The 26,252-nt window shown below is 55.8% G+C and carries 26 protein-coding genes; 10 read left to right on the top strand and 16 right to left on the bottom strand.

Going from position 1 to position 26,252, the window contains the following annotated elements; translation table 11 throughout:
* Positions 1-8: 8 nt before the first annotated feature.
* Entirely contained in the window at positions 9-1,130 is a 1,122-nt protein-coding gene (locus ABSG49_RS00370) for a toll/interleukin-1 receptor domain-containing protein (protein WP_424024112.1), read from the top strand.
* A gap of 187 nt (positions 1,131-1,317) precedes the next feature.
* Positions 1,318-2,439, top strand: coding sequence for a toll/interleukin-1 receptor domain-containing protein (locus ABSG49_RS00365; RefSeq protein WP_424024111.1), 1,122 nt, complete (start codon positions 1,318-1,320; stop codon positions 2,437-2,439).
* 23 nt (positions 2,440-2,462) lie between these two features.
* Here ABSG49_RS00365 and ABSG49_RS00360 read toward each other — a convergent pair whose 3' ends face one another.
* From ABSG49_RS00360 to ABSG49_RS00345, 4 genes are all read right to left on the bottom strand, one after another.
* On the bottom strand, positions 2,463-2,906 hold the full coding sequence (locus ABSG49_RS00360; protein ID WP_424024110.1) for a hypothetical protein: 444 nt from the start codon (positions 2,904-2,906) through the stop codon (positions 2,463-2,465).
* A 94-nt stretch (positions 2,907-3,000) separates the two neighbouring features.
* Entirely contained in the window at positions 3,001-3,864 is an 864-nt protein-coding gene (thiL, locus tag ABSG49_RS00355; protein ID WP_424024109.1) for a thiamine-phosphate kinase, read from the bottom strand.
* Positions 3,857-5,821 carry a DUF460 domain-containing protein gene (locus ABSG49_RS00350; RefSeq protein WP_424024108.1) on the bottom strand — a complete coding sequence of 655 codons (1,965 nt, stop codon included), beginning with the start codon at positions 5,819-5,821 and terminating at the stop codon, positions 3,857-3,859. The genes thiL and ABSG49_RS00350 overlap by 8 nt, the downstream gene beginning before the upstream one ends.
* Entirely contained in the window at positions 5,806-6,660 is an 855-nt protein-coding gene (locus ABSG49_RS00345; RefSeq protein ID WP_424024107.1) for an RIO1 family regulatory kinase/ATPase domain-containing protein, read from the bottom strand. Before ABSG49_RS00345 ends, ABSG49_RS00350 begins: the two co-directional genes overlap by 16 nt.
* Before the next feature lie 171 nt (positions 6,661-6,831).
* Here ABSG49_RS00345 and ABSG49_RS00340 point away from each other — a divergent pair, with 171 nt between their 5' ends.
* The 3 genes from ABSG49_RS00340 to ABSG49_RS00330 are packed head-to-tail and all read left to right on the top strand — an operon-like array spanning position 6,832 to position 9,959.
* Positions 6,832-7,494, top strand: coding sequence for an adenine nucleotide alpha hydrolase family protein (locus tag ABSG49_RS00340; RefSeq protein ID WP_424024106.1), 663 nt, complete (start codon positions 6,832-6,834; stop codon positions 7,492-7,494).
* On the top strand, positions 7,484-9,193 hold the full coding sequence (locus tag ABSG49_RS00335; RefSeq protein WP_424024105.1) for a potassium channel family protein: 1,710 nt from the start codon (positions 7,484-7,486) through the stop codon (positions 9,191-9,193). Before ABSG49_RS00340 ends, ABSG49_RS00335 begins: the two co-directional genes overlap by 11 nt.
* A gap of 13 nt (positions 9,194-9,206) precedes the next feature.
* Entirely contained in the window at positions 9,207-9,959 is a 753-nt protein-coding gene (locus ABSG49_RS00330) for an NAD+ synthase (protein WP_424024104.1), read from the top strand.
* Here ABSG49_RS00330 and ABSG49_RS00325 read toward each other — a convergent pair.
* Positions 9,931-10,641, bottom strand: a complete 711-nt coding sequence (locus ABSG49_RS00325; protein WP_424024103.1) for a glucose-6-phosphate isomerase family protein — start codon at positions 10,639-10,641, stop codon at positions 9,931-9,933. The genes ABSG49_RS00330 and ABSG49_RS00325 overlap by 29 nt on opposite strands.
* A 226-nt stretch (positions 10,642-10,867) precedes the next feature.
* Complete coding sequence (locus ABSG49_RS00320) at positions 10,868-11,614, bottom strand: DUF128 domain-containing protein (protein ID WP_424024102.1); 747 nt, start codon at positions 11,612-11,614, stop codon at positions 10,868-10,870.
* Positions 11,615-11,674: 60 nt separating this feature from the next.
* On the opposite strand from ABSG49_RS00320, the gene ABSG49_RS00315 reads away from it, so the two are divergent.
* The 4 genes from ABSG49_RS00315 to ABSG49_RS00300 all read left to right on the top strand — a co-directional run bounded on the left by ABSG49_RS00315 (position 11,675) and on the right by ABSG49_RS00300 (position 16,443).
* Entirely contained in the window at positions 11,675-12,628 is a 954-nt protein-coding gene (locus tag ABSG49_RS00315) for a two-component system regulatory protein YycI (protein WP_424024101.1), read from the top strand.
* 128 nt (positions 12,629-12,756) lie between these two features.
* Positions 12,757-14,088 carry a dihydrolipoyl dehydrogenase family protein gene (locus ABSG49_RS00310; protein ID WP_424024100.1) on the top strand — a complete coding sequence of 444 codons (1,332 nt, stop codon included), beginning with the start codon at positions 12,757-12,759 and terminating at the stop codon, positions 14,086-14,088.
* 107 nt (positions 14,089-14,195) lie between these two features.
* Positions 14,196-15,752: a lysine--tRNA ligase gene (gene lysS / locus ABSG49_RS00305; protein WP_424024099.1), complete on the top strand. Its 1,557-nt coding sequence runs from the start codon at positions 14,196-14,198 to the stop codon at positions 15,750-15,752.
* A gap of 100 nt (positions 15,753-15,852) precedes the next feature.
* Positions 15,853-16,443 (top strand): class I SAM-dependent methyltransferase, encoded by a 591-nt coding sequence (locus tag ABSG49_RS00300; protein WP_424024098.1) that lies wholly within the window; start codon positions 15,853-15,855, stop codon positions 16,441-16,443.
* A gap of 558 nt (positions 16,444-17,001) precedes the next feature.
* Here ABSG49_RS00300 and ABSG49_RS00295 read toward each other — a convergent pair.
* From ABSG49_RS00295 to ABSG49_RS00285, 3 genes are all read right to left on the bottom strand, one after another.
* Positions 17,002-17,451 (bottom strand): HEAT repeat domain-containing protein, encoded by a 450-nt coding sequence (locus ABSG49_RS00295; protein ID WP_424024097.1) that lies wholly within the window; start codon positions 17,449-17,451, stop codon positions 17,002-17,004.
* Positions 17,452-17,762: 311 nt separating this feature from the next.
* A complete protein-coding gene (rlmH, locus tag ABSG49_RS00290; RefSeq protein ID WP_424024096.1) occupies positions 17,763-18,242 on the bottom strand; it encodes a 23S rRNA (pseudouridine(1915)-N(3))-methyltransferase RlmH in 480 nt (159 codons plus the stop codon).
* An 80-nt stretch (positions 18,243-18,322) separates the two neighbouring features.
* Positions 18,323-18,637, bottom strand: a complete 315-nt coding sequence (locus tag ABSG49_RS00285; protein ID WP_424024095.1) for a hypothetical protein — start codon at positions 18,635-18,637, stop codon at positions 18,323-18,325.
* Between the two features lie 158 nt (positions 18,638-18,795).
* Between ABSG49_RS00285 and ABSG49_RS00280 the strand changes: the two genes are divergently transcribed.
* On the top strand, positions 18,796-19,281 hold the full coding sequence (locus ABSG49_RS00280; RefSeq protein WP_424024094.1) for a hypothetical protein: 486 nt from the start codon (positions 18,796-18,798) through the stop codon (positions 19,279-19,281).
* A gap of 5 nt (positions 19,282-19,286) precedes the next feature.
* On the opposite strand, the gene ABSG49_RS00275 is transcribed toward ABSG49_RS00280, so the two are convergent.
* Genes ABSG49_RS00275 through ABSG49_RS00245 form a run of 7 tightly spaced genes read right to left on the bottom strand, consistent with a single transcriptional unit; the run spans position 19,287 to position 26,251 of the window.
* Entirely contained in the window at positions 19,287-20,501 is a 1,215-nt protein-coding gene (locus ABSG49_RS00275; RefSeq protein WP_424024093.1) for a phosphoglycerate kinase, read from the bottom strand.
* A 19-nt stretch (positions 20,502-20,520) separates the two neighbouring features.
* Complete coding sequence (locus ABSG49_RS00270) at positions 20,521-21,150, bottom strand: V-type ATP synthase subunit D (protein WP_424024092.1); 630 nt, start codon at positions 21,148-21,150, stop codon at positions 20,521-20,523.
* A gap of 6 nt (positions 21,151-21,156) precedes the next feature.
* Positions 21,157-22,545: an ATP synthase subunit B gene (locus ABSG49_RS00265; RefSeq protein ID WP_424024091.1), complete on the bottom strand. Its 1,389-nt coding sequence runs from the start codon at positions 22,543-22,545 to the stop codon at positions 21,157-21,159.
* A complete protein-coding gene (locus tag ABSG49_RS00260; protein WP_424024090.1) occupies positions 22,542-24,308 on the bottom strand; it encodes an ATP synthase subunit A in 1,767 nt (588 codons plus the stop codon). Before ABSG49_RS00260 ends, ABSG49_RS00265 begins: the two co-directional genes overlap by 4 nt.
* Entirely contained in the window at positions 24,299-24,604 is a 306-nt protein-coding gene (locus tag ABSG49_RS00255; RefSeq protein ID WP_424024089.1) for a V-type ATP synthase subunit F, read from the bottom strand. Before ABSG49_RS00255 ends, ABSG49_RS00260 begins: the two co-directional genes overlap by 10 nt.
* Positions 24,605-25,660 carry a V-type ATP synthase subunit C gene (locus ABSG49_RS00250; protein WP_424024088.1) on the bottom strand — a complete coding sequence of 352 codons (1,056 nt, stop codon included), beginning with the start codon at positions 25,658-25,660 and terminating at the stop codon, positions 24,605-24,607. It lies immediately after the preceding gene.
* Positions 25,661-25,672: 12 nt separating this feature from the next.
* The gene (locus ABSG49_RS00245) at positions 25,673-26,251 is read right to left on the bottom strand and encodes a V-type ATP synthase subunit E family protein (RefSeq protein ID WP_424024087.1); all 579 of its coding nucleotides are present in this window, start codon (positions 26,249-26,251) and stop codon (positions 25,673-25,675) included.
* Between the last annotated feature and the right edge of the window lies 1 nt (position 26,252).

The following is a 26,252-nucleotide window of genomic DNA, read 5'->3' as shown; positions in this document are numbered from 1 at the left end:
TATGATATATGTCTGATGAATCGTCTCGGAAAAACCAAGGCCATTACGATGTTTTCATCAGCTATGCCCAAGAAGACAAACCAGTTGCCGATGCGGTTTGCGTAAAGATTGAGTCCAAGAATATCCGCTGCTGGATAGCCCCCCGGGATATCCCCCCTGGAAAAAATTTCCCGGAAGCAATCGTCGAAGGAATAGAAGAAAGTAAATTGGTTGCGCTCATCTTTTCCTCCTTCGCAAATAAATCTCCCCATGTCACCAGGGAGCTGACGAATGCGGTGAACAAGGGCCTGGTTATCATCCCGTTCCGGATTGAGGATGTGATCCCCTCAAAATCCATGGAATACCTGATAAGCGTACCTCACTGGCTCGATGCCATCACCCCGCCGCTTGATACGCATATCGAGATCCTGGCAAATACGGTCGAAAATATCATATTATCCGAGAATATGTCGCCGGCCCCCCCGGTTCAGGCCCCATCGCCTCCCGCAGGGGGGTCGATAAAGGACCTCATCGAGAATACTCTCAAGGGATCGAAGTACCTGGGCACGTTCACCCTTCCCGAGCTCTTCAGGTTTTCCGAGACCGGCAGCGTCAGCGGGATAGCCATAGCAAAAGAGGGCGGCCGGGAGCTGTACCTCTCGTTTATCGACGGCGAAGCCGAAGGTGCGATCTATGTCGACAAGAAGGGGGAACTTTATGGAGACAAGGCAGTGATGATGATAACCGGCCACGAAAAATTCGTCCTTTATGGCATAAAGCCGGATAATGTCGAAGCCGTTGTCGTGGGGTGCAGGATCCTTGAGAAGATCCACCTGAGGAAGAACGTCACTACTGTGATCCCCGAGATCGGCAAAAAAAGCCAGGGCATCGGGCACCTCCGGATGATCATCCTCAGGGACAGGGTGCCGCAGAAAGGTAGCCTCGTATCTATCCGGAGAGCCGGCAAAATTGACGGCAGCGATGTCACAACCGAGGACGGCAGTGTCGGGTTCCGGGTGATGTATGGTGACTATGACTGCATAGTCCAGGACCGGAACCAGAGGATCACCTCCAACCATATAAAGTTCAGTGAAGCAACCCCGGAAATTATCCTGGATCTCCGAAACCCCGGTTCACGACGTTTTACATAATCGGGAAAGATCCTGTTATGATCCGCCTCCCCCGTAGTTCGATGACCCTTCAGGTTTTTTTCTGAGATCGCGGCGCCGGGTGTTTTTCATAACTCTCCGTCAGGCCCGTGGGAAAACTACTAATATCTCGCAATCCCAGTTAGCATTTAAAAAGAGTCCTCTAAGAGCATAAAACCCTGATCCTTTTATGTCTGATGAATCGTCTCGGAAAAACCCAGGTCATCACGATGTGTTCATCAGCTATGCCCAGCATGACAAACCCATTGCTGACGCGGTCTGCGCAAAACTTGAATTCCGGAATATCCGCTGCTGGATAGCCCCACGCGATATCCCCCCCGGGAAAAGTTTCCCGGAAGCGATCATCGAAGGTATTGAAGAGGGAAAAGTGGTTGTGCTCATCTTTTCCTCCTTTGCAAATAAATCCTCCCATGTTACCAGAGAGCTGACGAATGCGGTGAACAAGGGCCGGATCATCATCCCATTCCGGATTGAAGATGTGCCCCCCTCCAAATCCATGGAGTACCTGATCAGCGTCCCGCACTGGCTTGATGCCGTCTCCCCTCCCATGGAGCAACACATCGATCTTCTGGTCAAAACCGTTGAAGCCATCATAAACCAAGACCGGAAACCGGCTGCCGGTCTGAACGCGGCATCTCTCCGAGAGAGTCCGCAGATGACAGAATCTTCCACACCGGTTCCTCCGATTCTGTCCACACCTGTCCCGGCCTCCGAACCTGAAACGATTCATCCGGAACCCGGGCTGGAACATCTCCCAAAACCAGGAAGTTACTCCACGGTGTTTCCTGCAAGACATAAAAAGGGACTTGCCGTTGCAGCGATCACGGTGGTGGCAGTTATTCTCCTTGTCATTGGAATGCAGATGGGAATGTTCAACCTTGGATTTATTTCGAACATCTCGAATCCGAACAATCTTACACCATCGGCTAGCGTCAATTACCGGAGTTCGGATGCTGCGGTGAATACCGTTGTACTCACGGTTGAACCTACCCAGACGCTGGCAAAGGATACCGAACTCTACGTGGACGCGAGAAAGGATGACAGCAATGCAATGGTGACCGTTCAGTTCAACGGAGGACCGGGGATGGGCCTCGAGAAGGATAACCGGGTGATCCTGACGAGGTCGGATGGAACGGTCACCGAGGGAAAACTCAATTTCAACCAGCAGTTGTCGGAAGTCACGCTGCAGGGTACACGCGGCACCGACCGGGTTCAGGTCCAGGTCATGCTTTATTCGGGTGAGACAAAGACCATCGTGGATAAACTGTTGCCCTACCGAACATACCATTAGGCTTTTTTTAAAAATACATGGATTTAATCCACCCAGTCGAGCAGCTGCCGGGATTTTTCCTCAGCCCCCCGGGCAATGTTCTTCTGTTTCACTTTCTTGACCGCTTCTGTTGCAGGGGAAGGTTGCTGGTCGAACTTCCCGTAGTCCATATAGTCGCGGGTGATCCAGTCATCACCGCCAGCCGTGTTCTCCCCGACCGGAGAAGGAGCGGGATCAGCACCGATCGCGGATGAATGCGATTCGTCCCGGATAACCAGATCCTGCATCCGGACAGGAGGCTGTTGCAGAGAAGGGGACGGCTCAGCGGAAAGTATGGGAGGAGTGTTCCGGAGAACGGGTGGTGGTGGGGAGATGGTGACCGGTGCCTGCCGGATATTGTTTTGCAAAAGGAGGAAGTCTACAAAATCCTCTACTTCCTTGTGCTGTTCCGGTGTCAGACGCTCCATCCTGCTCTCAAGTGATTCCATCAGTATCTCCCCTGGCAGAAATTCCAGGTAAAATGTCTCTTTCGCCTTGTATTTAAGAGAACTGCGGGGCAGGGGGTCCACGACGGGTGAAAAATTATTCCCACGTATGCTGGTACCCTCGCTTCTGCAGGGGCTGGCCGTCCACAGTGACGGATATTTCCGGGACTACCATGCCGATTTCTGTGGAGGGGACACCGGCAACCGGGAACTTTCTTGGTGGGATTGTGAAGATCAATTCGTAGTCCCCCCCGCCATACAGGGCGAGCTCACGGGCCTGTGCTGCGGGAATACCTGTAGGGAGGGGGAGTCTTGACGAGTCCAGAGTAAAACCGCAACCGTTCACGCTCATCAGGTCATAGAGCGAAAGCGCGATCCCGTCGCTGTCATCCATCATCGCACTCGCTCCCGCCTTTCCGAGGATCTGCCCTTCCTCAACACGGGGTTGCGGCTCGAACAGGGCCTTCTTGTACTGGTGATAGCCGTCCAGCCATGCCTGCGCCTGTCCCGGGGTTCCGGTGATGCAGACAAGATCGCCCGGCCGAGCCCCGGTTCTCCGGACAAGGTTTTGTCTGTCGACAAGGCCGAGCCCCGTCGTTACGACGGTGAGTTCGCCGTGACGATCAATGTCTCCCCCGATGATCTCCGCACCATAGCGCGTGCAGCAGTCCTTTGCCCCCTGCATGACGCCGGCAAGGCTCTTCCAGTCATCGAGCCCGACCGCAATGAGCAGGTATTTCGGTACCGCCCCCATGCTCGCGATGTCGGAAAGGGTGACCGCAGCGCTCATCCACCCGGCCTGCCAGTCCGTCATACCGGGGACAAAATCCGTGGTCCGGTGGAGCATGTCGGTCGTCGCGACCATTACCTGTTCCCCGCACGGGAATACTGCGCAGTCGTCGAGGCAGTTCTCCCGCCCGACGATGCCCATTACCACGTTCAGGAGCTCCCGGTCATCCACCTTTGCGCACCTCCTTACCCCGTTCGCTCTTGTACTCCTTGAAGATGTGCTCGATCATTTCCGACTTCTTCTCGCGTTCGGCTTGTGCCTGCTGGTCGTTCCAGCGTGCAAGGGCAGCATCCAGAGTCTCTTTCCCGCAGAGTCCCTGCTTTCCCCGCACCTGGACCCCTGCATCCTTGTCTGAGAGCAGGGAAACACCTGCTCCCCTGAAGCCGGGGAGGATCAGCGGATCGCTCTCGGAGAGGTTCTTCTCTCCGACTATGACTGCCTTTACCCGGAGTTCCGATAAGTCCTTGATCACGCTCCTCCCCCACCCGTCCGTCCGGCTTACGTAAATGATATCGCCCTCATCGACTCCCACATCGTCAACGAGCCGTCGGAGCCCTTCCTTTGTCAGGGTCTCCATCACTTTCACCGGCACCACCTCTCCGTCCATGGAGAGCTCGGCAAACTTCTTGATCCGGGCAAGGCGTTTTGCCAAGTTCCGGTTGTACCGCTCCTCCATGTGCAGGCGCTTCTTGAGGCTCTGGATGACCGCATCCTTCTTGACCACTTCCGTATCCTTCGCCAGCTCCGCATCCCTCGTGGTGTGGACGTTCCGCAACCGTGCAGAGAGACGGCGGATCTCGTAGTCCTTCCCCTTGACCTCTTCTTGAAGCTCGGCCACGTAGGTCCGCAGGCGTTTCACCATCCCATCCAGCATCCGGACCCGTTCGTCATGTTTCTCGTCAACTGCAACCGGGGGGGTTTGTGTCACTGGCACGGGAGCCACCGAGTTCATCTCCCCGATCACCTGGTCGAGTGACTGCCCGCGGATCACCCGGGCCCGCACCTCGTCGAGGTCGTGGCCTGGCGGGATGCGTTTCAGTAAGTTCTGGAAGCGGTGGCGGTACTGGCGGTACGCATCGAGAGCCGCGGAAAGGGCGTCCCGTTCGTGGTCATTTGCGTAGGCAAACGGCGCGGCAAGCTCCATCTTGGTCTCCACGCTCGTATCCTGCTTTGGCGTGAAGGCAATTGCCGAGAAGGCCCGGCGGATCTTCTCCACCGTGAAGGGCATCTCCTCGACATCGGAGGCGATGATTAACGGCTTTCCCACTTTGTAGAGCGATTCGATCACATCCGACATGTTCATCTGCCGGGAACTCGCGAGGTGGAGCAGGTTGCCGTCAAGGTCGAGTGCGGCAACTGCCATGGTGGTGCCGGGATCGATCCCTACGATCAGGTACCGCGGTTTTGCGGAGAGCGGGCGGAACCGGATCCGCTCGAGACGCTTGCCGCTGATGCGGACTTGGACATCGGCCCCGCGATACGTGGAGACCGGTACCTGGTCCCGGGTGGCAAAGACGCGGAACGCAACCCTGCTGCACCCGCCGAATGCCCGGGTCTCCTTCTTCCCGTATCTCAAGCCCGCAGCTACGAGCGCCTGTTCGATCTCCCTGCCCTTGAGCTGGACAGCACCGTGCATCTTCCGGACATACCGGTTCTGGCTCCACCCGCCCTTGCCCGGCGAGCGGTGCCGGCTGACCACGACCTCGCTCTCGTTCTCGAACGCGATCACTTCCGCGCCGGCACCCAGCGTTGCGACCTGTGCTGTGGTCCGGGCTTCCGCAAAGGGATCGAACTTGTTGAAACTGATGTTGAACCGTGCCGCGACCTTCCCGAGGGTCTCTTTGCGTTCGCCCCCCGTCACCTGCACGAGACGGGTCTGGGGGGGCAGACCCTGCAGGAAGAAGAAGAGTTCGTGCTGGTCAGCCGCGATCTCCTGCAGGCTGTCAACCGCTAGGATATCCGGCTGTTCATTAGCGAGCTGGCGGAAGAGGCGGAACATCGACACTTCGCTCTCGCTCTCGATTCGTGAGCCGTCCATCCGGACAAGGGCGTACATCGGCCGCCGGGATCGTGATCGGACGGAGCCTTTGATGATATCGATGCCAAAGACCTTCAGGTGATCACGCATTGCAACGCAACCTCCCGGTCGCGCCTGAGTTTGTATTTCCTCTTGAAAAATGCCAGGATGTTGTCGATGTCCCTCCCGACGATCGCATCTGCGTTCGGGTGGCTGGTCTCGACCCACTGGGGCCAGTCGATGAGGATGCACTTCCCGTCCTCGACCATGATGTTGTATTCCGAGAGATCTGAATGGATGATGCCAGCCTTGTACGTCGTGCGGACGTTTTCGAGGATCTCATCGAGGACTTCTGCGGGAGAGTCGAGACGGCAGCGGTTGAGAATGGCGCCATTGATGAAGGACATCACCACCGTATGCCGGTTCTGGGCAATGGGGAGCGGGACACTCACCTTCGGGTGAAGCGCTTTGAGGGCCTGGAACTCGCGCTCCGCGGATCTCCGCGATGCAAGAAGCCACGGGCAGTGCCCCTCCTCCATGTACTCACGGTTGAGCCGGGCTGAGGAGAAGGAGCGCCCACCCACCCGGTGGAACTTGATCGCCACGGGGCCAAGTCCCAGGGCCTCGTACACGACGGACTCCTTTCCTTCACCGATGAGGGTGCCCAGTGCCGAAATTGTTCCTTTCTGCGTGAGGGTAGCAAGCGCAAGCGTATCGTATCCCCCGAAGACAAGGGTATAGCCATCATACGGAACCGGGTTGAACCGGACCATCCCCCACGCGATGAGCCGCGAGAGGCGGTAATTGATTTCCGATTCGGACAATTTTGTGGTCGTCTTCAAGTGCTCCAGCGGCACCCACGAGTATCGCTTCATCCCCCGTTCGAGAGCAAGGAGGATGGATTTTTCATACTTGTTTAAGGTGCGGATATGTTCCGCGGCGACGACCATAATCGTTAGAGTGGTTATGTGCGAGACTATAAAATCACATCTTCTGTTTCAAGCAGAGGGCCATCAGGACCGAAGCTTGAGAGGAAGATCATAGGATCTTCCGTGTCATGCCACCCGGCTGGCATAACCTTAAACATCTTTCATCATCCAGAATTGATTGGATAAAGAAAGATGCAATGCAGCAAGTGCAGGAAGGAATCGATCGTTTACCAGCCCTATTCCGGGCAGCACCTCTGCCGGGACCATTTCATTAATGATCTTGAGGCAAAAGTGAAGCGGGCGATCCGGGTGCACCAGTGGATGCGGCCGGGCGATCATATCGGCGTTCCTTTAGACGGAAATTCCTCGGGCAAGGCCCTGCTCTTCTTTTTAGATAAGCTGACCGGAAATCGAAGGGACATCCGGGTTTCTGCAATTCCTGCCTGCGAGGGGATTGCAGGGTACCAAGAAATGGCAAGGGATTCCGGGATTACGAAGATCGCCATTGCCACTATGCTGGAAGACGCAGCTGCATCAGCTCTTGCAGATGTCCTGCAGGGAAATGTTGAGAGGCATATTCCCTACAGCGACGATTGTGCCAGCACTCTGCCTCTGATAACCCCGCTCAGTCATATCCCGGCAGAAGAGATTGCGGTTTATGCCCGGGTTCATGGGATAACGGAGGAGAAGTTGCCCTGCCCGCAGGAAAATGACCCGTTATATACTGAGGTGAAGGCTATGCTGATCGACTATTCCAAACGCCACCCCGCGGCACCCCATGCCGTACTGAACCTCAGTGAATCGCTGGCACTCACCTGCAGGAAGTCTGACGAGGTGCTCCCGCATGGCGCATAAACGGGGACGGATCTGGAGAGCGGTCAGGAATTCCCCCGGGATCCAGATATCGATCTACTTCATCGCCTTTGCTTCGCTCATTGGCCTTTATACCTATACCTTTCACATGTTCTACCCGGTTCTTGAGAACAATACACTATCCTGGTCTCATGCCCTGTTATTCGTCGTGGAATCAATGACTACGGTAGGATATACTGATCTTCCTCCCTTTGTCAATGATTTGACGGTACTTCTTGCCATCCAGATCATGATTTCCGGTGTCATCATGATCTTCATTGTCGTTCCCCTGCTCCTCGCCCCGTTCCTTTCGACCCTTCTCGCCCCTGCACCCCCAAAAAAGACTCCCCACAAACTCAGCGGGCATATCATCGTCTTCGGGTACGATGAGCTGATCCGGTCGGTTATCGACAGCCTGACCATCTCCGACCATGACATCGTGATCATCGAGCAGGACAAGACTGCTGCCCTGGAAATTGCCACCCAGTACCGGCGGAGGGCCTACGTGGTGTGGGGCGATTATACCGATCCTTCCACTTGGGATGCGGCACATATCTCTGAAGCCAGTTTTATCGTCATCTCCATGGATGAGCGCCTGACGGCCAACATCATCCTTGGGATCCGCAAGATGGCAACGGGGAGGATCATCTCCGTTGTGGACAAGATCTCCTTCGACCGGTACCTGCGCTATGCCGGCGCGGATTATGTCCTCTCACCCAAGCACTCGACCGGAAGGATCCTCGCACGCCACGCGGTCCTCAATCCCGGTGGAGATACGGTCGCGGAGATTCCGGGAATGGACCGGATCACGATCAATTTTAACCATACGCCGGATCGTGAGATCCGCCTCATCAATACCCCGGTCGTGGCCGGATGCACTGCCGAAGGGAAGAACCTCCGGGAACTCCAGTTATTCAACAAGTACGGGATCATTATACTGTTCCTCTGGAAATCGGGCACATTCGTTGCACAGCCCGAAGAGGATGTGATCGTTGACGACACTACATCGCTTTTCCTTTTCGGCAGGGCCGATGCCATTGTCAGGGCCATCACTGCTGAGTTCGATGTGGGAGGGAGACGGGACGCCCGGGCCATTATCGCCGGTTTCGGGGATGTCGGTAAGTCCGCATACCAGGAACTCCAGTCTTCCGGGACAGCCTGCACGGTGATCGATTCCCGGCAGCAGGACATCACTGACCAGGTGATAGGAAATGCCGAGGATGAGCAGGTCCTCAAGGCCACACATATCGAGTCCGCCCAGTACTGCATCGTCGCTCTCAACGATGATGACGTGAATATTTTCACCGCTCTCATGGCACGTAATATCAACCCGGGGATCAGGATCCTGGCGAGGGCCAATGAACCGGCATCCGTGGACAAGCTCTATCGCGCCGGAGCGGATTATGTCGCCCTTCTTCCCATGATCGGCGGACAATCCATCGGGCGTATCGTGCTTGCGGACACCGTGACCATCCTGCTCGACCTTCCAAATGGGAATATCGTGGTGATGAAACAGGTCAATAAGAGTGATTCCCGGACGGTCGGGTGGTTTGCCGGAAAGACCGGCGTACGGATAATTGGCATGGAAAGCGTGATCCGCTCGATAGTCGCACCAGACCCGCATGAGGTGCTCCAGCAGGGAGACAATGTGATCGCCGTCGGGAACACCGATCAGTTAAAGTCGTTTATCCGACTACTATAACGGAGTGAAGAGCATGTCATCAGATCTCGGGTGCAGCATGGGCAGGGTGGAGCAGATGATCCGGTACGCATACTGGAATACCGGGTGCAAGGGGATCGTGATCGGGTTAAGCGGAGGTATCGATTCCGCGGTGGCAGCCACGTTCTGCTGCCGTGCGGTTGGCCCGGACAAGGTGCTCGGCCTTTCCCTGCCATCGTCGGTCAGCGACCCGGCTGACGCCCGGGATGCCGCAGATCTCTGCGCCAGGCTCGGTATGAGCCACCGTATCGTGAGCATTGATCCCATGCTTGCCGGTTTTAAGACCATCCCGGATTTCACGGAGTCCCCGTACCTGCTGGGCAACCTGATGGCCCGTATCCGCATGACCGTCCTCTATTACCACGCGAACCGGGATCACCGCCTTGTCTGCGGCACATCGAACAGGAGTGAGTACATGCTGGGTTACTGCACGAAATACGGTGACAATGCGGCAGATTTCCAGCCGATCCTCCATCTCTATAAAACTGAAGTATACATTGTGGCAAAGGAACTCGACATACCGGACCCGATCCTGAACAAAGTACCGTCTGCAGGGTTGTGGGAGGGGCAGAGCGACGAGGGGGAGATTGGTCTTTCCTATGCAGATATTGATACATCGCTCAAAGCCCTTGAACACCAGCAATGGCAGGCAGGGACACCGACAGAAGAGAAAGTGCTTGCCCTTGTGAAAAAGAGCGGGCACAAGCGGCAGCCGTCACCTAATCTATTAGCAGTATGTCCAGAATAGAGGAATAGTGTTCCGGATTGTTCAGGAAGGCCAGTGCCTCTGCGTTTCCTATAAGGCTGTACAGGGGCCCCCTTAAGATACGGTGATCCCCGTTTCCAGATTTCGGCCTGACCAACCTGACCGGGGGGATATCCGGGTACCGGAGATTTTTCCTCAGTTCCCCGGTAGATAATTCGAAATAAGCTGCCCCGTGGTGCGACTCGTACTCCCCATATTCACTCTCAAATGCGGTCGAGACGATGTTTGCCATCGCGAGCGTCTCATCCCGAGTAGGGTTGATGGAGATATGACCATACTCAGGTGGTATGATGACAATATCCCCGGCATGTGCACTGATCATAACGATATCGCGAAGATCCCGTGACTGGAGGAGGTAATGCGCTTTTCCCTCAAGCACCTCGTAAATCTCCGGGTAGCCTACCCGTGCCGGGTTCTTCGGGTGGTAATGGCCCTTGGTCTTCACCCACTCCCCGCAGAGATCGTGGGGGGGGATCACCGTGAGGTCATACCTCAGGTTATGGGCATGCAACCAGCGCCAGTCGGCATCTGACTTTGCCAGATCGCGGTACATGAAATAGAGCGGCTCGCTGCATGTACATGACGATTCGGCAAGGACAGGGCGCATCTCCTCGATTGTCCGGACTGCAGGGGGAGGCAGCTCCCCGTCCCATCCAAGCATCATTTATTCTTTCTTATTACAACTAAATAATACCCGGCGCCTCCCGCGATAAGGGCGATGAGTACTACCGTAAGAAGGAGCCACAAGCCCCGGGGGGTTCCGCGCACATCGGGATGCCGTGGCCGTCTATTCAGAATCGGAAGGAGGTATCCGGTTCTTTGTGCAGTAGTATTACCTGATCATAGAAGGGGCAAAAATGCGGGGAGCAGAAGATAAGAAAAGAATCGTTTCAGAAATTCCGGATCTCTTCCATGTCCTCAATATCCATCAGGCCTTTCATCGCCTGGGTCTGCACCCACCGGTCGCCTTCCCGTATCGCCGCCATCGGATTCGTCCCGCCGACTGCGGCAATCGCAATATACTGGGGATTTACCGGGACACCGAGCAGGGATACGTTGGGAATGCCCACTTCAAGGATCCCCGAGTAGCTGCTGCTCGAAAGCTCGTCGAGCACCTGCCCCACAAGGGGTTCTGCTTCCATGTGGAATTCTCGAATGTTGGCAAGGATGTGACCGCTGCCCTGGCGCATCACGTTCGTCACCGAGGTTGTCTTCTGGGATATCAGTACCTGAAGCGGATCAATGGTGGTATGCTCGTAGAGGATGATATGGGTGAACCGGATGGGTATCCGGTTCTCGATCTCGACAACCCCGCCGCCGATCGGGTTGACCGGGATCCCGCGCCGGATCAGGAGACCGTCGAATGTAATGCTGCACATGGTACAGATTCCCGTGCACCCTTTCGGAACGGTGAAGTCCGTTATTTTCTGGCCGGATGCAAAGAATTTGACCAGCCCGCTGACACTGACCCCGGTTTTATTCGCATCCTTGAGGATGGATATAGCAAATTCCAGGTCCTCATTTTTAATAAGAGAAAGGTTGTACACGATTTTACCCGTGCCCTCAACGGGATCAAACGTGACCTGGATGGCATAATCCTCGATATTGTGATTGACAAATTTCAGAGGAGGCATCATTACACTAATCTCGGACATTACAATAGAAAAATTGTTCTATAAGACCATGGCAATTTATGTATGATGGAACAAGACATGCGGGAAAAAGCCAAGAATGCGATGAGACTCATTCTTGAAGCGGCTCGTTTTGAAGTGGAGGAGGTTGATGACCCACTGGACCTTTCAGCAGTACGTGACAGCACCTGTCTCCTTGTACTCTGTTCAAACGACCGGGACATGATTGCCCAGTTCGATAAGACGAATTACAGTCTCATGATCGACGATCAGGAGATGAACTGCAAGAAGCTTCTTTTTACCCTCGAAAAGGACATCGCTACGGAGAACTGTATCCAGTGGGGGGTTGATGAGTTCGTGCGGTACACCGGCGAGGCCGTGCTTGCAGACATCCTCGGCCGCGAACTGGCACTCGATCTTACGCCCACCAAAGCAAGAAAGGTCGCTGTTGCAGCAGCCACTGCCGAGAAGGAAGAACCATCAGGGATCACCATCCCCCATTTCCCCATAAAACTCTCCGAACAGGCAGCCATCCGGGCAAGCGGCGTTCAGGGAGTTGCAAAGCTCCGTTTCATACCCTATTTCCTCTTCCATTACCAGAGCACGGGTGAGCAGGTGTACAAGGATCGCCGCATCCCATTCGATGCTGACGGGTGGGGAGCGATCAATGCAATCAACGGTATCAAGATCGATCTTGACGGGAAACTCGTGGAGGAGAAGGAGATCCCCGGTGGTGCAGAAGTCTGCGATCCCCATATCAGGAAGGATGAGGCAACAGAGCGGATCGTGAGCGAACTGATCGACCGGCTCACCCAGAAGGTCCGGATCAAGCAGGAAAAAGGCGACGCGATCTTCTACGAGGAGAAGATCCTCAAGCCCGACAAGAAGAATATCACGGTCGACACAAAGCAGGTCTACATTCCCGTATGGCAGATCAGGGGCAAGAAGATCGTGGAAGTGAACGCATTTACCGGCGAGCTGCTCTCAGAACCAATGGATGAAGGCGTCGAAGTCTTCTAAAAGAGAATGAGCATCAGTATCTCTTTTTTCCGCAGGATATCCGGTTCCCTCATGCCGCTTTTTTCTTACCTTCTTTTTGTCGGTGCCGACAATAACCGCGGGTCGATCCCGGGGGGTGCGGGTTTCGTATGATCGTCATTCTGGGCGGGGGTCCGGCCGGCCGGCTGGCAGGGGTCCGGCTGGCGTCTGCCGGTAAGGAGGTAACACTGATAGAAAGGGGTGGGATCGGCGGGCAGTGCCTCCATTTCGGCTGCATGCCGGTCTGTGCCCTCAACGATGTTGCCCGTCACGTCCAGGCTGCCGGAACCTTCCGGAACCTCGGGATTGTCGACTCGGTCCCGGAAGTGAACTTCCCGGCACTCCTCCGCGAGATGCAGAAGGTGCAGGAGACCATTGCATCTGTGCTCGACAAGGAGACCCGGGATGCCGGCGCAGAGATCGTCTACGGCAGGGAAGGCAGGTTCGACGGAAAACAGGTCATTCTTGGCGATGAAAAGCTGGAGGCCGATGCCGTCATCCTTTCCACCGGTTCCCGCCCCGCTATCCCGACAATCCCCGGGATTTCCACAAGAGGCGTGTATACCCCGCACACCCTCCATAATATGGACCGCCTGCCGGAAAAACTCGCCATCATCGGCGGTGGGATCATGGCAGCGGAGTTTGCGTTCATCTTCTCCTGTTTCGGGAGCAGGGTGACCATTCTTTCCCGGAGCCGGTTCCTGAAAAACCTCGATGAGCACCTCCGGAAACATGCAGTCCGGGAACTATCAGGTGCTGATATCCGGGAAGGCACAGATCTCCTCTCAGTTGAGGGGGAGAACAGGAACCTCCGACTCAGCCTGAAAACCATGGGAGGGGCCGATGCCCTTGATTGCGATGCGGTCCTTATCGCTGCCGGTCTCACCCCCAACTCGGAGATGCTCGACGGGATTTCCAAGCGGAAGAACGGCGAAGTGATCGTGGATGAGTTCATGCGGACGGACGTTCCCTGCGTCTATGCCTGCGGGGATGTGACCGGCCCCCCGTTCCTAACTCCTGTTGCCCGCCAGCAGGGGATCATAGCGGCAGACAACATCCTCGGCAAACACCGGAAGATGGACTATGCTGCCATTCCCCAGTCGCTCAACCTCGGGTACGAGCTTGCCTTCTGCTCGGACGATAGCCCTGGTGCCAAACCCCTCGTCATCCCCGGGCCTGCAGGGCCTGGTACCTTCTGGGAGGTTCCCACCTCCAATACTGGTCTTGCCAAGATCATGGTCGGGGCCGATGGTTCCATCAGCAGCATCTGCTCTGCCTCCCCCGGCGGAGGTCTGATTGCCAGTTATATGGCATTCCTGATGAAGCACCACTTCACCGTGCACGACTTCGAGGATTTCATCGAGGTCCACCCCTCCACGGACGGGGTCTACGGGCTGGCGAAATACGCCTCAGAGATCCTCAAAAAGCGCGGGAGCCGGTAAACCCTTCATCGTTCCTGCCCGGGTTACCGTCGCAGATGCTGAAGGTATTATTACTTCCGGGATCGCATTATTACGATACATATCCCCAGTCCCCGGGTGTTTTTCCCATGAGCAGCCCCACCGAGAATACTGCATTCGACCAGACACGGCTCGACAAGATCCAGGCCCTTCGCGAGAAAGGGCTCCCCATGTTCCCTCCCACGTTCGACCGCAAGAACACTGTCCTTGAGATCAAGACCCGCTACGCGGAGATCACTCATGACAAAAGTGCGGAGAGCGTCTCAACGGCAGGGCGGATCCATATTGTGCGGAACCATGGAAAGACGATCTTTGCCGACCTCGGCGATGAGACCGGCAAGATCCAGCTCTACATCCGGAAGAACGACCTCGGTGAGGAGCAGTTCGAGCTCTTCAACCAGTATGTCGAGAGGGGAGACATCATCGGGGTTGTAGGCAACGTCTTCCGGACGAAACTGGGCGAGATCACCATATGGGTGGACACATTCTCCCTTCTCTGCAAGGCAGTCTGTTCTCTGCCGGAGAAGTTCCATGGTCTGAAGGACGTCGAGAAGCGTTACCGCCAGCGGTACGTGGACCTGATCGTGAACGAGGAGAACCGACAGACTTTCCGCACCAGGAGCCGGATCATCTCGCTCCTCCGCAGGTACCTCGACGACCATGGTTTCCTCGAGTTCGAGACGCCCATCCTCCAGCCGGTCTACGGTGGGGCAAACGCCCGCCCGTTCACCACCTACCACAACTTCCTTGACCAGAAACTCTATCTCCGTATCGCCCCCGAACTCTATCTCAAGCGGCTCGTGGTCGGCGGGTTCGAGCGGGTCTTTGAGATCTCAAGGAACTTCCGGAACGAGGGTGTGGACACCGACCACAACCCCGAGTTCACGATGGTAGAGATCTACTGGGCGTACCGCGACTTCCAGGACATGATGGACCTCACCGAATCAATCGTCACCTCTATCATTCAGGATGTCCACGGGAAACTTGAGATCCCGTTCGGGGAGATCACGCTAAACTTCACCAGACCCTGGAAGAAACTCTCCATGGCCGACGCGGTGAAGGAGTTGGGCGGCATCGATATCTTCGCTCATTCTGTTGAGGAACTTCGCACGCTTGCCCGGGAACACAAGATCGATGAGCCGGAGAAACCGCAGAGCCAGCGGGAGTTCCTCATCGCCTTCTTCGAAGGGCTTGTTGAGGAGAAACTCATCCAGCCGACCTTCATCTATGACTACCCGGTCGAGAACTCACCTCTGGCGAAACGCCACCGCGAGAAGGAGGGCTTCACTGAGCGGTTCGAGCTCTTCATCGCCGGTATGGAGGTGGGTAACGGTTTCTCGGAGCTCAACGACCCGGTCGACCAGAAGGAGCGGTTCGAGGCGCAGGATGAGAAGCGCCGGCTCGGGGACGTCGAGGCCCAGATGATCGACTACGATTTCATCAATGCCATCGGGTACGGCATGCCCCCGACCGGCGGAGTCGGGATCGGCATCGACCGGCTCGTGATGCTGCTTACCAATAACAATTCCATCAAGGAAGTGATTCTCTTCCCCTCGATGAAGACCCAGAAGCCGGGCGAGGAAGAAGGGGAAACGGAGGGAGAATCACCGGACGCCGGGAATGAGAAGCCCCCGAAACCCGCATAGTCCGTAAGAGAAAAAAAGGCGACGCGCCCATGCCGTGAAACGGTTACAATCTTTTCTCTCATCGGAACAGTTATCAGGAACATTTTGCCAACAGTTCTCCATGAGTCCCGGTGAAACGCCAAGAATAAACCACCCCCACGAGGTCTTCTCTGCCGAGAAAGCTGGGCACCTCGACACCCGCCTGCGCTGGGTCCTCTACCGCCCCGACCGGCTCGCGGAGCGGTACGTGAAACCCGGCGACCGGGTCCTCGACTTCGGTTGCGGTCCGGGGTTCTTCGCCCGCGAATTTGCGAAACGGGTCGGGGAGGGCGGGCAGGTATTCTCCGTTGACATCCAGGAGGAGATGCTTGCGACCCTGCGGGGAAAACTGGAGCCTGAAGGCCTCCTGCCGCGGATAAGGACGCACCAGTGCAAGCCGGATTTCATCAACCTCCCCCCGGACCTGCACGGGACCTTCGATGTCGCATTCACCATCTTTGTCGTCCACGAAGTACCGGACCCAGCTAAACTGTTCCGGGAGATTACCCTACTCCTGAAGCCGGGCGGCACGCTCTTCTATACTGAGCCCCCGTTCATTGTCTCTGGGAAGGAGTTCAGGGACAACCTTGCACTGGCAGAGGAGGCCGGGTTCCTGCAGGTCGAGAGGTCGTTCTTCTTCGTGAACCGGGCTGTGGTACTGAGGAGGGGGTGAGGGGGGCCAAGGCGATCCCCCCCTCCATCCGGATTTCAAATCGCGGAAACCCCCCCCACCCTGCCATGGGGGGGTATGCCATAGACCCCTCCCCCCTCCGGGCCCGGGAACCCCCTCATTATCAATTCTGGGAACCCTGAAGATCTGCCCGTCAGTCGGAGACTCCACACGAAACTGTAGCCAGACGGTTGCGTAAAAGTAATTCCCACTTACAATTGAGGAGGGGGGGTATCCGGCAGACCCCCCCACTGTTTGGTTTTCAAATCGTCCAGACCCCCCCTCCATGGGGTGGGGGGTATGCCGGATACCCCTGTCTGACAACCGGACTGGCATGCAGGCAATGATAGTTTTCCGACGTGAATTCCGCAGAAGAAGTGGAACGTGGATATGCAGGTAAGGGGGGGGTATCCCCCATCCCCCCCTCCAAAAAACCGGAAGGGTGGGAACGTGAGGAGTGGCTCCCTTAGTGGGGGTAGGGGGGTTCCTGCCATTCCTGCGGTTTGTAACAAACCCGGATAATAAAGGAGGATGGTTCTGAGGGGCGAGGTATCCGTTCCTTCACCAGGTTCCTATGCTGTTTAGTATATCCTTCGCAGCGGACCGGATCTCAGCGTCCTCGCCCCCCTCATCTGCGATGAACTCCTTCAGTCCCCGGATCGCCCCGGTGCTACGGATGGCGGCAAGCGCTGCCGCTGCGTCTTGCCGGATTCCGGCCTGTTCGTCCCTGTCCCTCAGGCACCCGATCAGGACCTCAACCGAGCGTCCGCTTTTCAGGCAGCCCAGTGCCGAGATCACGGAAGACCGAATCTCCGGATCACTGTCAGCTGCAAGGTCCATCAGGGGGCGGACCGCCCGTGGATCCCCGCTCTTTCCGAGAGCCCCCACAGCCCGCAACCGCTCTTCCCTCTCCGATCCGGATACTGCCGCATACGCTAAATCATATATGGCACCTTTCCGGGGAAAGGAATTGTACCACTCAACATCGGGTTTCTCAACACTCAAATCCATCGTATTCACCAAATAAATTTTTTAGTTTTTTCCAAAACGATACCAATTTTCTGCCGGATTGCCAGAAAAGCAGGTCCTAACAGATTAAGAAAAGCATCCGCTTACCATGAATGGCCCGTACCCTTGTCTCCACGATCATCCTGAAAGGAACGTATTGGTACATTATACTAGTATAATGTAATTTCATTATAAATAATTAATCGATAAAACAGCCGAACCCTCGATCCCCATTTGTGTGGAGGGGCGCACAGGTCTGCCGGTGCTGCCCCGGTTCCTCTTTTCCAAAAAAAGGAAAAGTATTAGAGAGAGATTCACTTGTGGTACGGCTCGCCCCGGATGATCCGGAACGCCCGGTATACCTGCTCCACGAGGAGGAAACGCGCCATCGGGTGAGTGAAGGTCATGCGGGAGAGGGAGAGGTGCAGGTCGCCCCGGGCAAGGACCTCCGGGGAGATTCCGAGATCCCCGCCTATCACAAACGCCAGCTGGTTCTGCCCGGCCAGTTCCCACTGCCGGAAGGATTCCGCCAGTTCCTCGCTCGACCAGCTCTCTCCCCTGATATCAAGGACGATCACGAACGAACCGTCGGGGATAGCAGCAAGGATCCGTTCGCCTTCCTTCTCCATCGTTGCCCTTTCCACGGACGCAGAGGCAGTTACCAGCCGCTTCTCCTCGGAGACCTCGGATACCTGCACCTTCGCGTAGGGACGGAGTCGTTTTTCGTATTCGAAAATCCCGTCCTGCAGGAACTTTTCCTTGATCTTACCAACCGCAATAATACGGATCTGCATAGTCAAAAGCACAAGATTCCGAGTATTTATCCATAACGCATGCTACAGGGGGGCGAAAAGAAGAGATGGAAGCATGTTACCTATGAATTACCCTTAGCATCTTTTGTATCGATTTTCTGGTTGGATAACACATCCAGCAGGACTTCTTTCATCATGTTTTTCATGAGTTCCCGACCCTCATCAGATGACATGTAGTCCTTGAACAGCTCCTTGAACTGTCCCATATCGTGGTGATTATCGACGAAGGCTAATAAAGCTTGCGTGATGCAGTCGGAGACCGTGGAGAACTTCTTTTCCTCGTACACAAGTTTATTGACCTTTTCATAGATATTGGGGGGCATTTTGTAAGAAATCGCGACACGCTCCCCGCGACTCGCCGGTACTTTTTCAGCCATTCCCTACAAACTAGGGCAAATTACTATAAATAGGCTGTTAATCGCCTGCAATAATCTTTAAGTAATACTTTTTTTTCTTCGGGTAATCCTTATATCATACATAAAGAATACTTTTTATAGCGCGGCAGTTAACAGGAGATCATCGTGAGGTGAGAACCGTGAATGAAATACTCCTGTTACTCCTGCCTATTGTTGGCGTTTTTGCTATCGGCTGCAGCGTGGCACTCCTGGCCCTCGGAAAGATGATCGACCGGTTCCCTGCTGGTGATGAATCGATACGCGAACGCAGTCTTGCAAGCCCCATCGAATCCACAAAGATTGCCGTACTGATCTTCTGGGCGCTGTTCATCATCGGGATCTGGGCCGTGCTTCAGGAGACCCGGTTCGGTTTAATCCTTGGCATCACCACGCTTTTTTCCGTCTGCCTGTTCATGTTCACGGCACTCGTGTTCTCGTTTGCCGTACTCAGCACCATGCGGGGGAGAAGAAACCGGATCGAGAAGCCGGTACTTCAAGTTGGCACACCGGATGAGATCGTCACAATTTCACAGCAGGGATCCGGGCAACCGGCCGTCGTGTCCCGGAAGCGGCATAACAACTACCTCTCCGGTATCATGGCGGACACACTACTGAAAAAAGATTAATTAAATTATCCAAAGATCTTTTTTGACTGCTCAAGGGCATCGACCGCGGGCAGTTTCTTCCCGGTCAGGAATTCGATACAAGCCCCGCCCCCGGTAGAGATGTGGGTGAAATCCTGCTCGATCCCCATCTTCTCGATAACGGCTGCGGTATGCCCGCCTCCGACGACCGAGAACTCCACCTTCGATGCGGCCCTGAGGAGTTCGTAGGTGCCGGTGGCGAAGTCGGCATCTTCAAAGACACCGGCCGGGCCGTTGAAGACTACCGTCCCAGCTTTCTTAAGGTTCTGGACAAGCGAGGTGAGGGCATCCATGCCAAGGTCGAGCACCGGGGCATCATCGGGGATCTTCCCGACGGCATACTCGACACGGCGGTTGTCCTGTCGGACAGCAACGGACTCCGGCATCACGACACGGTCGCGGTGGCGGGAGAGGATCTCTTTTGCCTTCTCGATCTCCGGCTGGTACTTGAGCTGGGCAATCAGCTGCGTGGAGGGTTTGCCGATATTGTACCCAGCCGCGATCAGGAAGACGTTGGCGACCACACCAATCACGATGACCTGATCTGCGATGCCGGTGTCCAGCACGTGCCGGGCAACGTCAATGGAGTCGTCCACCTTGGTGCCTCCCAGCACCATGCAGACGGGACGGGGAGCACCGGAGAAGACCCGTGACAGGGTGGCGACTTCCTTCTCCATGAGGAGCCCTCCTGCCGATCGCATCGCAAGGGGCAGGCCGACAACTGTTGGCTGCGAGCGATGGGCGGTGCCAAAGGCATCGTTAACAAATACGTCCCCCATGGCCGAGAGTTTCCTGACAAGGTGGGTCTTTTTTGCTTCTTCCGGTTTGAGGGTGAGGTTCTCCTCGGCATTGAACCGGACATTCTCCAGCATCACGATGTCACCGGTCTTCATCGCATGCACTGCCTCACGGGCATGGCGCCCGAAGATGCTGTCGACATACAGGACCGGCTTCCCCAGCAGCTGTTCGAGTTTCTCTGCATGGGCCTCAAGGGTGGTGAAGTCCTTCTTCCCGGGCCTGCTCTGGTGGGTAATGATCACGACCCGGCTTTCTTCGAGAGCATGGATGGTCGGCAGGTGCTCCCGGAACCGCTTATCATCAAGAATAAGGTTGGACGTGGGGTCGATGGGGGAGTTGAGGTCGAGCCGGAGGAGGACTGTTTTTCCCTCAGCTCCCAAGTCCTTGATCGTTCCAATCGGCATCGATATACCCCAGAAAATGTTACGCGGTATTCCGGGATTTGATCTTCTTCATCCGGAAGAGCTCTTCACGCTCCATCTCGTCAAGGCGCATCTTGATGAAGTCCCGGGCAGCGGTGAGCTCCGGGATCACCTTGAATTCGAGTGCATTGACCCGGCGCTTGGTCTTCTCGATCTCATCGAGCAGACGCTTCATCGTAGTCTCGATCTCAGCACTCAGGATGATCGCTTCCACGAGTTCCTCGAATGCCGAGGCGGTCTCGTCGATGACCGTAGATGTCCCGAGGACACCATAACCACGGTCTGCGAGACTCTTCCTGACCTTCGAGGACTCGATCTGGGGCACAACGACACCCATGATATTCTTGCTTTTCAAGGTGATCTGAGGCACTTCCTTGACCGAGAATGCCGCAGATTTCACCCCAATTGCACCTTCGACAGTGTTCGCCACTGCCATCATCTCGACGGCGCGGGCATGTTTTTTGAGGAGGTCGCCCTTGCAATCCTTTGCATCTGCGAGTACCTTGAAAAATTCTAAGATCAGTCCATCGCGCTTCATCTTGAGGATCTTGTAGCCACGCTCGGAGAGCTGGATCTTCCGTTTGAGGGTGATCAGTTCCGAACGGGTTGGCTTGATATCGCGCAGCGCCATGGATGGTTACTCCTTCTTTGCACCGGCACGGAATTTCGGGTGGTACTTGTTGATCAGATCGCGGTCGATACGGGTCAGCTGCTCAACCGGCAGCGACGAGAGGAGTTCCCAGCCGAGATTTAAGGTATCCTCGATGGTCCGGTCCTCATCGTAGCCCTGCCGGACGAACCGGTTCTCGAAGAGGTCCGCGAACTCCAGGAGCAGCCGATCGCGCTCGGAGAGGGCATCCTTACCGACGATGGCCACGAGGCCGCGAAGGTCGTTGCCTTCTGCATACCCGGCGTACATCTGGTCGGAGACTTTCTTGTGGTCCTCACGGGTGTGACCCTTGCCGATACCGAGGTTCATAAGACGCGAGAGCGAGGGCAGCACGTTGATGGGCGGATAGATACCCTTGCGGTGCAGTTCACGGTTGACCACGATCTGGCCTTCCGTAATATAGCCGGTAAGGTCGGGAATCGGGTGGGTGATATCGTCACCGGGCATGGTCAGGATCGGGATCTGGGTAACGGAACCCTTCAGTCCTTTGATCATACCGGCACGTTCATAGAGCGAGGCAAGATCCGTGTACATGTACCCGGGATAGCCACGGCGACCGGGCACTTCCTCGCGGGCAGCACCGATCTGACGGAGTGCTTCGCAGTAGTTCGTCATATCTGTGAGGATGACGAGCACGTGCATACCGAGCTCGAAGGCAAGGTATTCAGCAGTTGTCAGGGCAAGACGCGGGGTGATGATACGCTCGACAGCCGGGTCGTCCGCAAGATTGAGGAAGACGACGGCACGCTCAAGGGCACCAGTGCGCTCGAAGTCCTGCATGAAGTAGTTCGCTTCTTCTTTCGTGATCCCCATTGCAGCGAAAACCACGGCGAATGTCTCGGTTGAACCGGGCACTTTTGCCTGACGGGCAATCTGCAGCGCAACATTGTTGTGCGGGAGACCTGCTGCCGAGAAGATCGGGAGTTTCTGGCCACGGACAAGGGTGTTGGTACCATCGATGGTTGAGATACCGGTCTGGATGAAATCCGCCGGCATTCCCCGTGCGTACGGGTTGATGGCCGCACCGGTGATATCAAGGCGCTTCTCCGGCACAATCTCCGGGCCACCGTCGATAGGCTTACCGCCACCGGACAGGATACGGCCGAGCATCTCCCTGCCGACTGGCATCTTGATGGTCTCGCCGGTGAACCGGACGCCGCTGTCCCTGCCGATACCGGTCGTGGTCTCGAATATCTGGACAACGACGAGTTCGTCGCTCGTGTCGAGGACCTGACCGCGCTTGATGGTCCCGTCGAAGAGGACTATGTTCACGAGTTCCTGATAGGCAACCGGCTCGGTCTTCTCGACGAAAACGAGCGGGCCGGCAATCTTACTAATCGTCCTGTATTCCTTCATGCTGCCGACCTCAGTGTGTTGAACTCATCGTCCATCTGCTTCTGGATCTTGGCGAGTTCCGGCTTGTAGTCCTTGATGAACTTGATCTGGGGCATCTCGTTCTTGGACTTGACGCCAATGATCTGCGCTGGGCTGACGCCGGCAAGCTGGGCAGAGTAGGCAAGGTCTGCAAAGAGCTTGATCGCCTTCATCATGTCGTACTGCTTGGTCATATCACAGAACGTGTCGACCGCGTCGTACGCGTTCTGCTGGAGGAAGATCTCACGGATCATACGGGCGACTTCAATCGTCACCTGTTCTGACTCGGGCAGGGCATCGGAACCAACGAGCTGCACGATCTCCTGGAGTTCTGCCTCTTTCTGGAGCACTTCCATGGCCCATGACCGGAGCTTGTTCCATTCGGGAGAGACTTCCCTGTCATAGTAGTCGTGGAGGGCTTCCAGGTACAGGGAGTATGAGTTCAGCCAGTTGATCGCCGGGAAGTGCCGGCGCTGGGAGAGCTTTGCGTCCAGTGCCCAGAAGACCTTGACGATACGCAGGGTGTTCTGGGTGACCGGCTCCGAAAAGTCTCCGCCGGGCGGTGAGACCGCACCGATAACCGAAACGGAACCGGAGGCTCCGTTCAGGGTCTCGACGAGACCGGCACGCTCGTAGAACTCCGAGAGCCGGGCTGCAAGGTATGCCGGGTACCCTTCTTCACCGGGCATCTCTTCCAGACGGCTTGAGATCTCACGCATGGCTTCTGCCCAGCGGGAAGTCGAGTCTGCCATCAGGGAGACGTCGTACCCCATGTCACGGAAGTACTCCGCGATGGTGATACCGGTGTATACGGACGCTTCACGGGCTGCGACCGGCATGTTGGACGTGTTTGCGATGAGCACTGTCCTCTCCATGAGGGGTTTGCCCGACTTCGGGTCTTCGAGGTGCGGGAATTCCGTAAGAACTTCCGTCATCTCGTTGCCGCGTTCACCGCAGCCGATGTAGACCACGATCTCGGCATCCGACCACTTCGCCAGCTGCTGCTGGGTGACCGTCTTGCCGCTTCCGAACGGTCCGGGGATGGCTGCCGTGCCGCCCTTTGCGATTGGGAAGAGACCGTCGAGGATCCGCTGACCGGTGATCAGCGGGATCGTCGGGTTCTTCTTCTCTTTCACGGGGCGGGGGACACGGACCGGCCAACGCTGGATCATCGGGTACTCGCGACCGTCATCGAGAACACAGATGATCTCGTCGACAGTGAAGTCCCCGCTCTTGATTGTCTTGACAACCCCTGCCTTTACATTGGGAGGGAGCATGACCCGGTGGACGATATTGGTCTCCTGCACTTCGCCAAGAATCGCACCTGGTTCAATTTTGTCGCCGGTCTTGACGAGCGGTTTGAAGGTCCATTTTTTCGTGTGGGAAAGCCCGGGTGCCGAGACACCACGTTCGATGAAGTTGCCCATCTTTTCCACGAGAACCGCCAGCGGGCGCTGGATACCATCGTAGATACTGGTCAGAAGACCAGGACCCAGTTCAACGGAGAGCGAGAGGCCGGTGTTCACCACCGGTTCGCCGGGCCGGATACCCGAAGTATCCTCGTACACCTGGATAATGACGTTATCACCCTGGATCTTGATGACTTCTCCCATCAGCGCTTCTTTGCCGACCTTCACCACATCGTACATGTGGGCGTCAAGGTTGACTGCCGTAACGACAGGGCCGGCGATCCTTTTCAGGACCCCTTGTTTCTGTTCTTTTGCATGTTTGCCTTTTACTTCCACAGATCAACACCCACCGATCTCTTGATTCTCTCCCGCATGGACAGCCCGCCCTCCTCCTCGCCGCCGATCGCAATGACGGTCGGCTTTACGGAAGTCTCCAGCGTGGCGCGAAGCCTGCGGGGAATCTTTTCCATGTCACTGCTGTTGAGGACGAGAATACCGACTTCGCCGTCCTGTAGTACAGTGGTGATGTGCTCATTGAGTTTCTCCTCGTTCTCCGCTGCGTAGGTCTTGCGGATGCCTGCGAGCCGGAACCCGAGAATGAACTCACTGTTGCCGATTACTGCAATCTCCATTTACATCACCAGGTATTCCGCGATCTTCTCGGATGGCAGCTTCGATTCCTTGCCTCGGGCGAGCGCCCGCAGGTTAAAGACCTCGTACTTCTTCTTCTCAAGATAGATGAGGATCGGGTGAATCGATATGGGATTGCGCTTGGACATACGTTCCATCTGTTCCAGCTGGACACGGGTCAAGCGAACCTCAACATCATGTATTGTTTTCTCACTTTTCATCTCATCAAGAAGGGAAATCAGCAATTTCTGTCGGTATTTCACTTTGAGGGAATCGATGAACTCGCCCTGGTCCTTGATCGTGTTCATGAAGGAAAAATCCGTTACCAGGAGTGCACCGCCGGGAATGTACATTTCCCGTGCATCCTCTTCGAACGTGTCTGCACGCAGCCGGAACAGGGTCTTGAGGTTCTTTATGTCGATATCGAGCCGGATGAACTCAAGGAACAGGTGACCCCCCTTGATCCCGCTCTCGGCCTCTGCGATGATCTCCGCGTAGAACTGCTTGTAGAGTTCATTTTCCATGCGGGAGAACGATCCACTCTCCCTGGCTAATGGATACTCCCGTGCAAGCACCGGGTATATGCGGTTGCCTTTGAGCGCATCGATAATCCTCTCGGTATTATCCTCAGAAAGGAGCCGGTCGAGGACTGTACTATCAAGGCTGCCGGCAGGGACAAGGATCTCCTTTATCTTACCGGATTTTACCCCCTGCGTCTTGCCCCGCAGGATCGTGAGGACGTTCTGGATATCCCAGCGCCTGAGGTATGCCCGGGTGAACTCTTTCAGGTTACCCGGTGTGATCTCCTGGATCTTCTGGTATTCCTTTGCAAGGTTCCAGGATAATGCGACTTCGATGAGATCGATTCCCCGGAACGTCGTGCCCAGTTCGTCGATTTCCTGTTTGTATTCGGTTTCACCGATGAAACGGGTGATCTCGGCAAGGCTCATGTTGAGCATTCGCATATATTCCTCCTTCGGGAGGAGTTTTGCCTTCCTTACCCGCATTCTGGTACACACGTAAATGTACGGTGCTGAGATACCTCTCATCCCAACCATACGTTTACCCCCTTATCCAAACAGGATGTCGGATGCATCTTTCAACCCGGATTCCCACACTCCGGCAAGGAATGTGCGATAACTGTAATCAATCTGCAACGCCCTCCCCTCGCTTTCGATGAGGATCCCCCCATCGATATCGACCGGCTCTCCGACTTTGAATCCTGCAAATTCGGGGTTCCCGGCGATGATGGCCTTTGCAGATGCCACGTCGCGGGCATTGCAGGAAAGAGTCCCGCTCGGGATCTCCTTCTTGGCCTCGGCAAGGAGTTTCTTGATGGCTTCACGATGGAAGCTTTCAGGGAGTCTGGCAATCTCCGCTCGCGTGGATTCGTAGACGGTGTCCAGCAGCGATTTCTGTGTGTTCAACAGCTCGCGCTTGACCAGCAGGTTTGCCGCAGACGTTTCCTGATCCACAATATGTGAAGTCTGTTTTACTGACTCTGCTTCAGCGGCAAGCTTGATCTCTTCCACACGCTTGTTCGCTGCTGCAAGGATCTTGTCTGCATCCTGTTTTGACTCGGCACGGATCTTTTCTGCTTCGGTTTTGCCTTTTTCCCTGATCTCTGCAACTACGGCTTCCAGTCCCATT

The sequence above is a fragment of the Methanoregula sp. genome, from assembly GCF_049510175.1.
Classification (GTDB): domain Archaea; phylum Halobacteriota; class Methanomicrobia; order Methanomicrobiales; family Methanospirillaceae; genus Methanoregula.
This window is presented reverse-complemented; position numbering and strand designations above follow the sequence as displayed.

What these genes read in the sequence shown, in the direction of transcription:
- ABSG49_RS00325 (WP_424024103.1), bottom strand. Translation starts at nt 10,641, where the DNA reads ATGATGCTTGGATGGGACGGGGAGCTGCCTCCCCCTGCAGTCCGGACA.
- ABSG49_RS00265 (WP_424024091.1), bottom strand. Translation starts at nt 22,545, where the DNA reads ATGAAGGAATACAGGACGATTAGTAAGATTGCCGGCCCGCTCGTTTTC.
- ABSG49_RS00300 (WP_424024098.1), top strand. Translation starts at nt 15,853, where the DNA reads ATGAGTCCCGGTGAAACGCCAAGAATAAACCACCCCCACGAGGTCTTC.
- ABSG49_RS00335 (WP_424024105.1), top strand. Translation starts at nt 7,484, where the DNA reads ATGGCGCATAAACGGGGACGGATCTGGAGAGCGGTCAGGAATTCCCCC.
- rlmH (WP_424024096.1), bottom strand. Translation starts at nt 18,242, where the DNA reads ATGCAGATCCGTATTATTGCGGTTGGTAAGATCAAGGAAAAGTTCCTG.
- ABSG49_RS00345 (WP_424024107.1), bottom strand. Translation starts at nt 6,660, where the DNA reads ATGGTCGTCGCCGCGGAACATATCCGCACCTTAAACAAGTATGAAAAA.
- ABSG49_RS00270 (WP_424024092.1), bottom strand. Translation starts at nt 21,150, where the DNA reads ATGGCGCTGCGCGATATCAAGCCAACCCGTTCGGAACTGATCACCCTC.
- ABSG49_RS00250 (WP_424024088.1), bottom strand. Translation starts at nt 25,660, where the DNA reads ATGGTTGGGATGAGAGGTATCTCAGCACCGTACATTTACGTGTGTACC.
- ABSG49_RS00350 (WP_424024108.1), bottom strand. Translation starts at nt 5,821, where the DNA reads ATGCGTGATCACCTGAAGGTCTTTGGCATCGATATCATCAAAGGCTCC.
- ABSG49_RS00315 (WP_424024101.1), top strand. Translation starts at nt 11,675, where the DNA reads ATGATGGAACAAGACATGCGGGAAAAAGCCAAGAATGCGATGAGACTC.
- ABSG49_RS00295 (WP_424024097.1), bottom strand. Translation starts at nt 17,451, where the DNA reads ATGGATTTGAGTGTTGAGAAACCCGATGTTGAGTGGTACAATTCCTTT.
- ABSG49_RS00285 (WP_424024095.1), bottom strand. Translation starts at nt 18,637, where the DNA reads ATGGCTGAAAAAGTACCGGCGAGTCGCGGGGAGCGTGTCGCGATTTCT.
- ABSG49_RS00340 (WP_424024106.1), top strand. Translation starts at nt 6,832, where the DNA reads ATGCAATGCAGCAAGTGCAGGAAGGAATCGATCGTTTACCAGCCCTAT.
- ABSG49_RS00330 (WP_424024104.1), top strand. Translation starts at nt 9,207, where the DNA reads ATGTCATCAGATCTCGGGTGCAGCATGGGCAGGGTGGAGCAGATGATC.
- ABSG49_RS00360 (WP_424024110.1), bottom strand. Translation starts at nt 2,906, where the DNA reads ATGGAATCACTTGAGAGCAGGATGGAGCGTCTGACACCGGAACAGCAC.
- ABSG49_RS00245 (WP_424024087.1), bottom strand. Translation starts at nt 26,251, where the DNA reads ATGGGACTGGAAGCCGTAGTTGCAGAGATCAGGGAAAAAGGCAAAACC.
- ABSG49_RS00370 (WP_424024112.1), top strand. Translation starts at nt 9, where the DNA reads ATGTCTGATGAATCGTCTCGGAAAAACCAAGGCCATTACGATGTTTTC.
- ABSG49_RS00275 (WP_424024093.1), bottom strand. Translation starts at nt 20,501, where the DNA reads ATGCCGATTGGAACGATCAAGGACTTGGGAGCTGAGGGAAAAACAGTC.
- ABSG49_RS00255 (WP_424024089.1), bottom strand. Translation starts at nt 24,604, where the DNA reads ATGGAGATTGCAGTAATCGGCAACAGTGAGTTCATTCTCGGGTTCCGG.
- ABSG49_RS00320 (WP_424024102.1), bottom strand. Translation starts at nt 11,614, where the DNA reads ATGATGCCTCCTCTGAAATTTGTCAATCACAATATCGAGGATTATGCC.
- ABSG49_RS00310 (WP_424024100.1), top strand. Translation starts at nt 12,757, where the DNA reads ATGATCGTCATTCTGGGCGGGGGTCCGGCCGGCCGGCTGGCAGGGGTC.
- lysS (WP_424024099.1), top strand. Translation starts at nt 14,196, where the DNA reads ATGAGCAGCCCCACCGAGAATACTGCATTCGACCAGACACGGCTCGAC.
- ABSG49_RS00365 (WP_424024111.1), top strand. Translation starts at nt 1,318, where the DNA reads ATGTCTGATGAATCGTCTCGGAAAAACCCAGGTCATCACGATGTGTTC.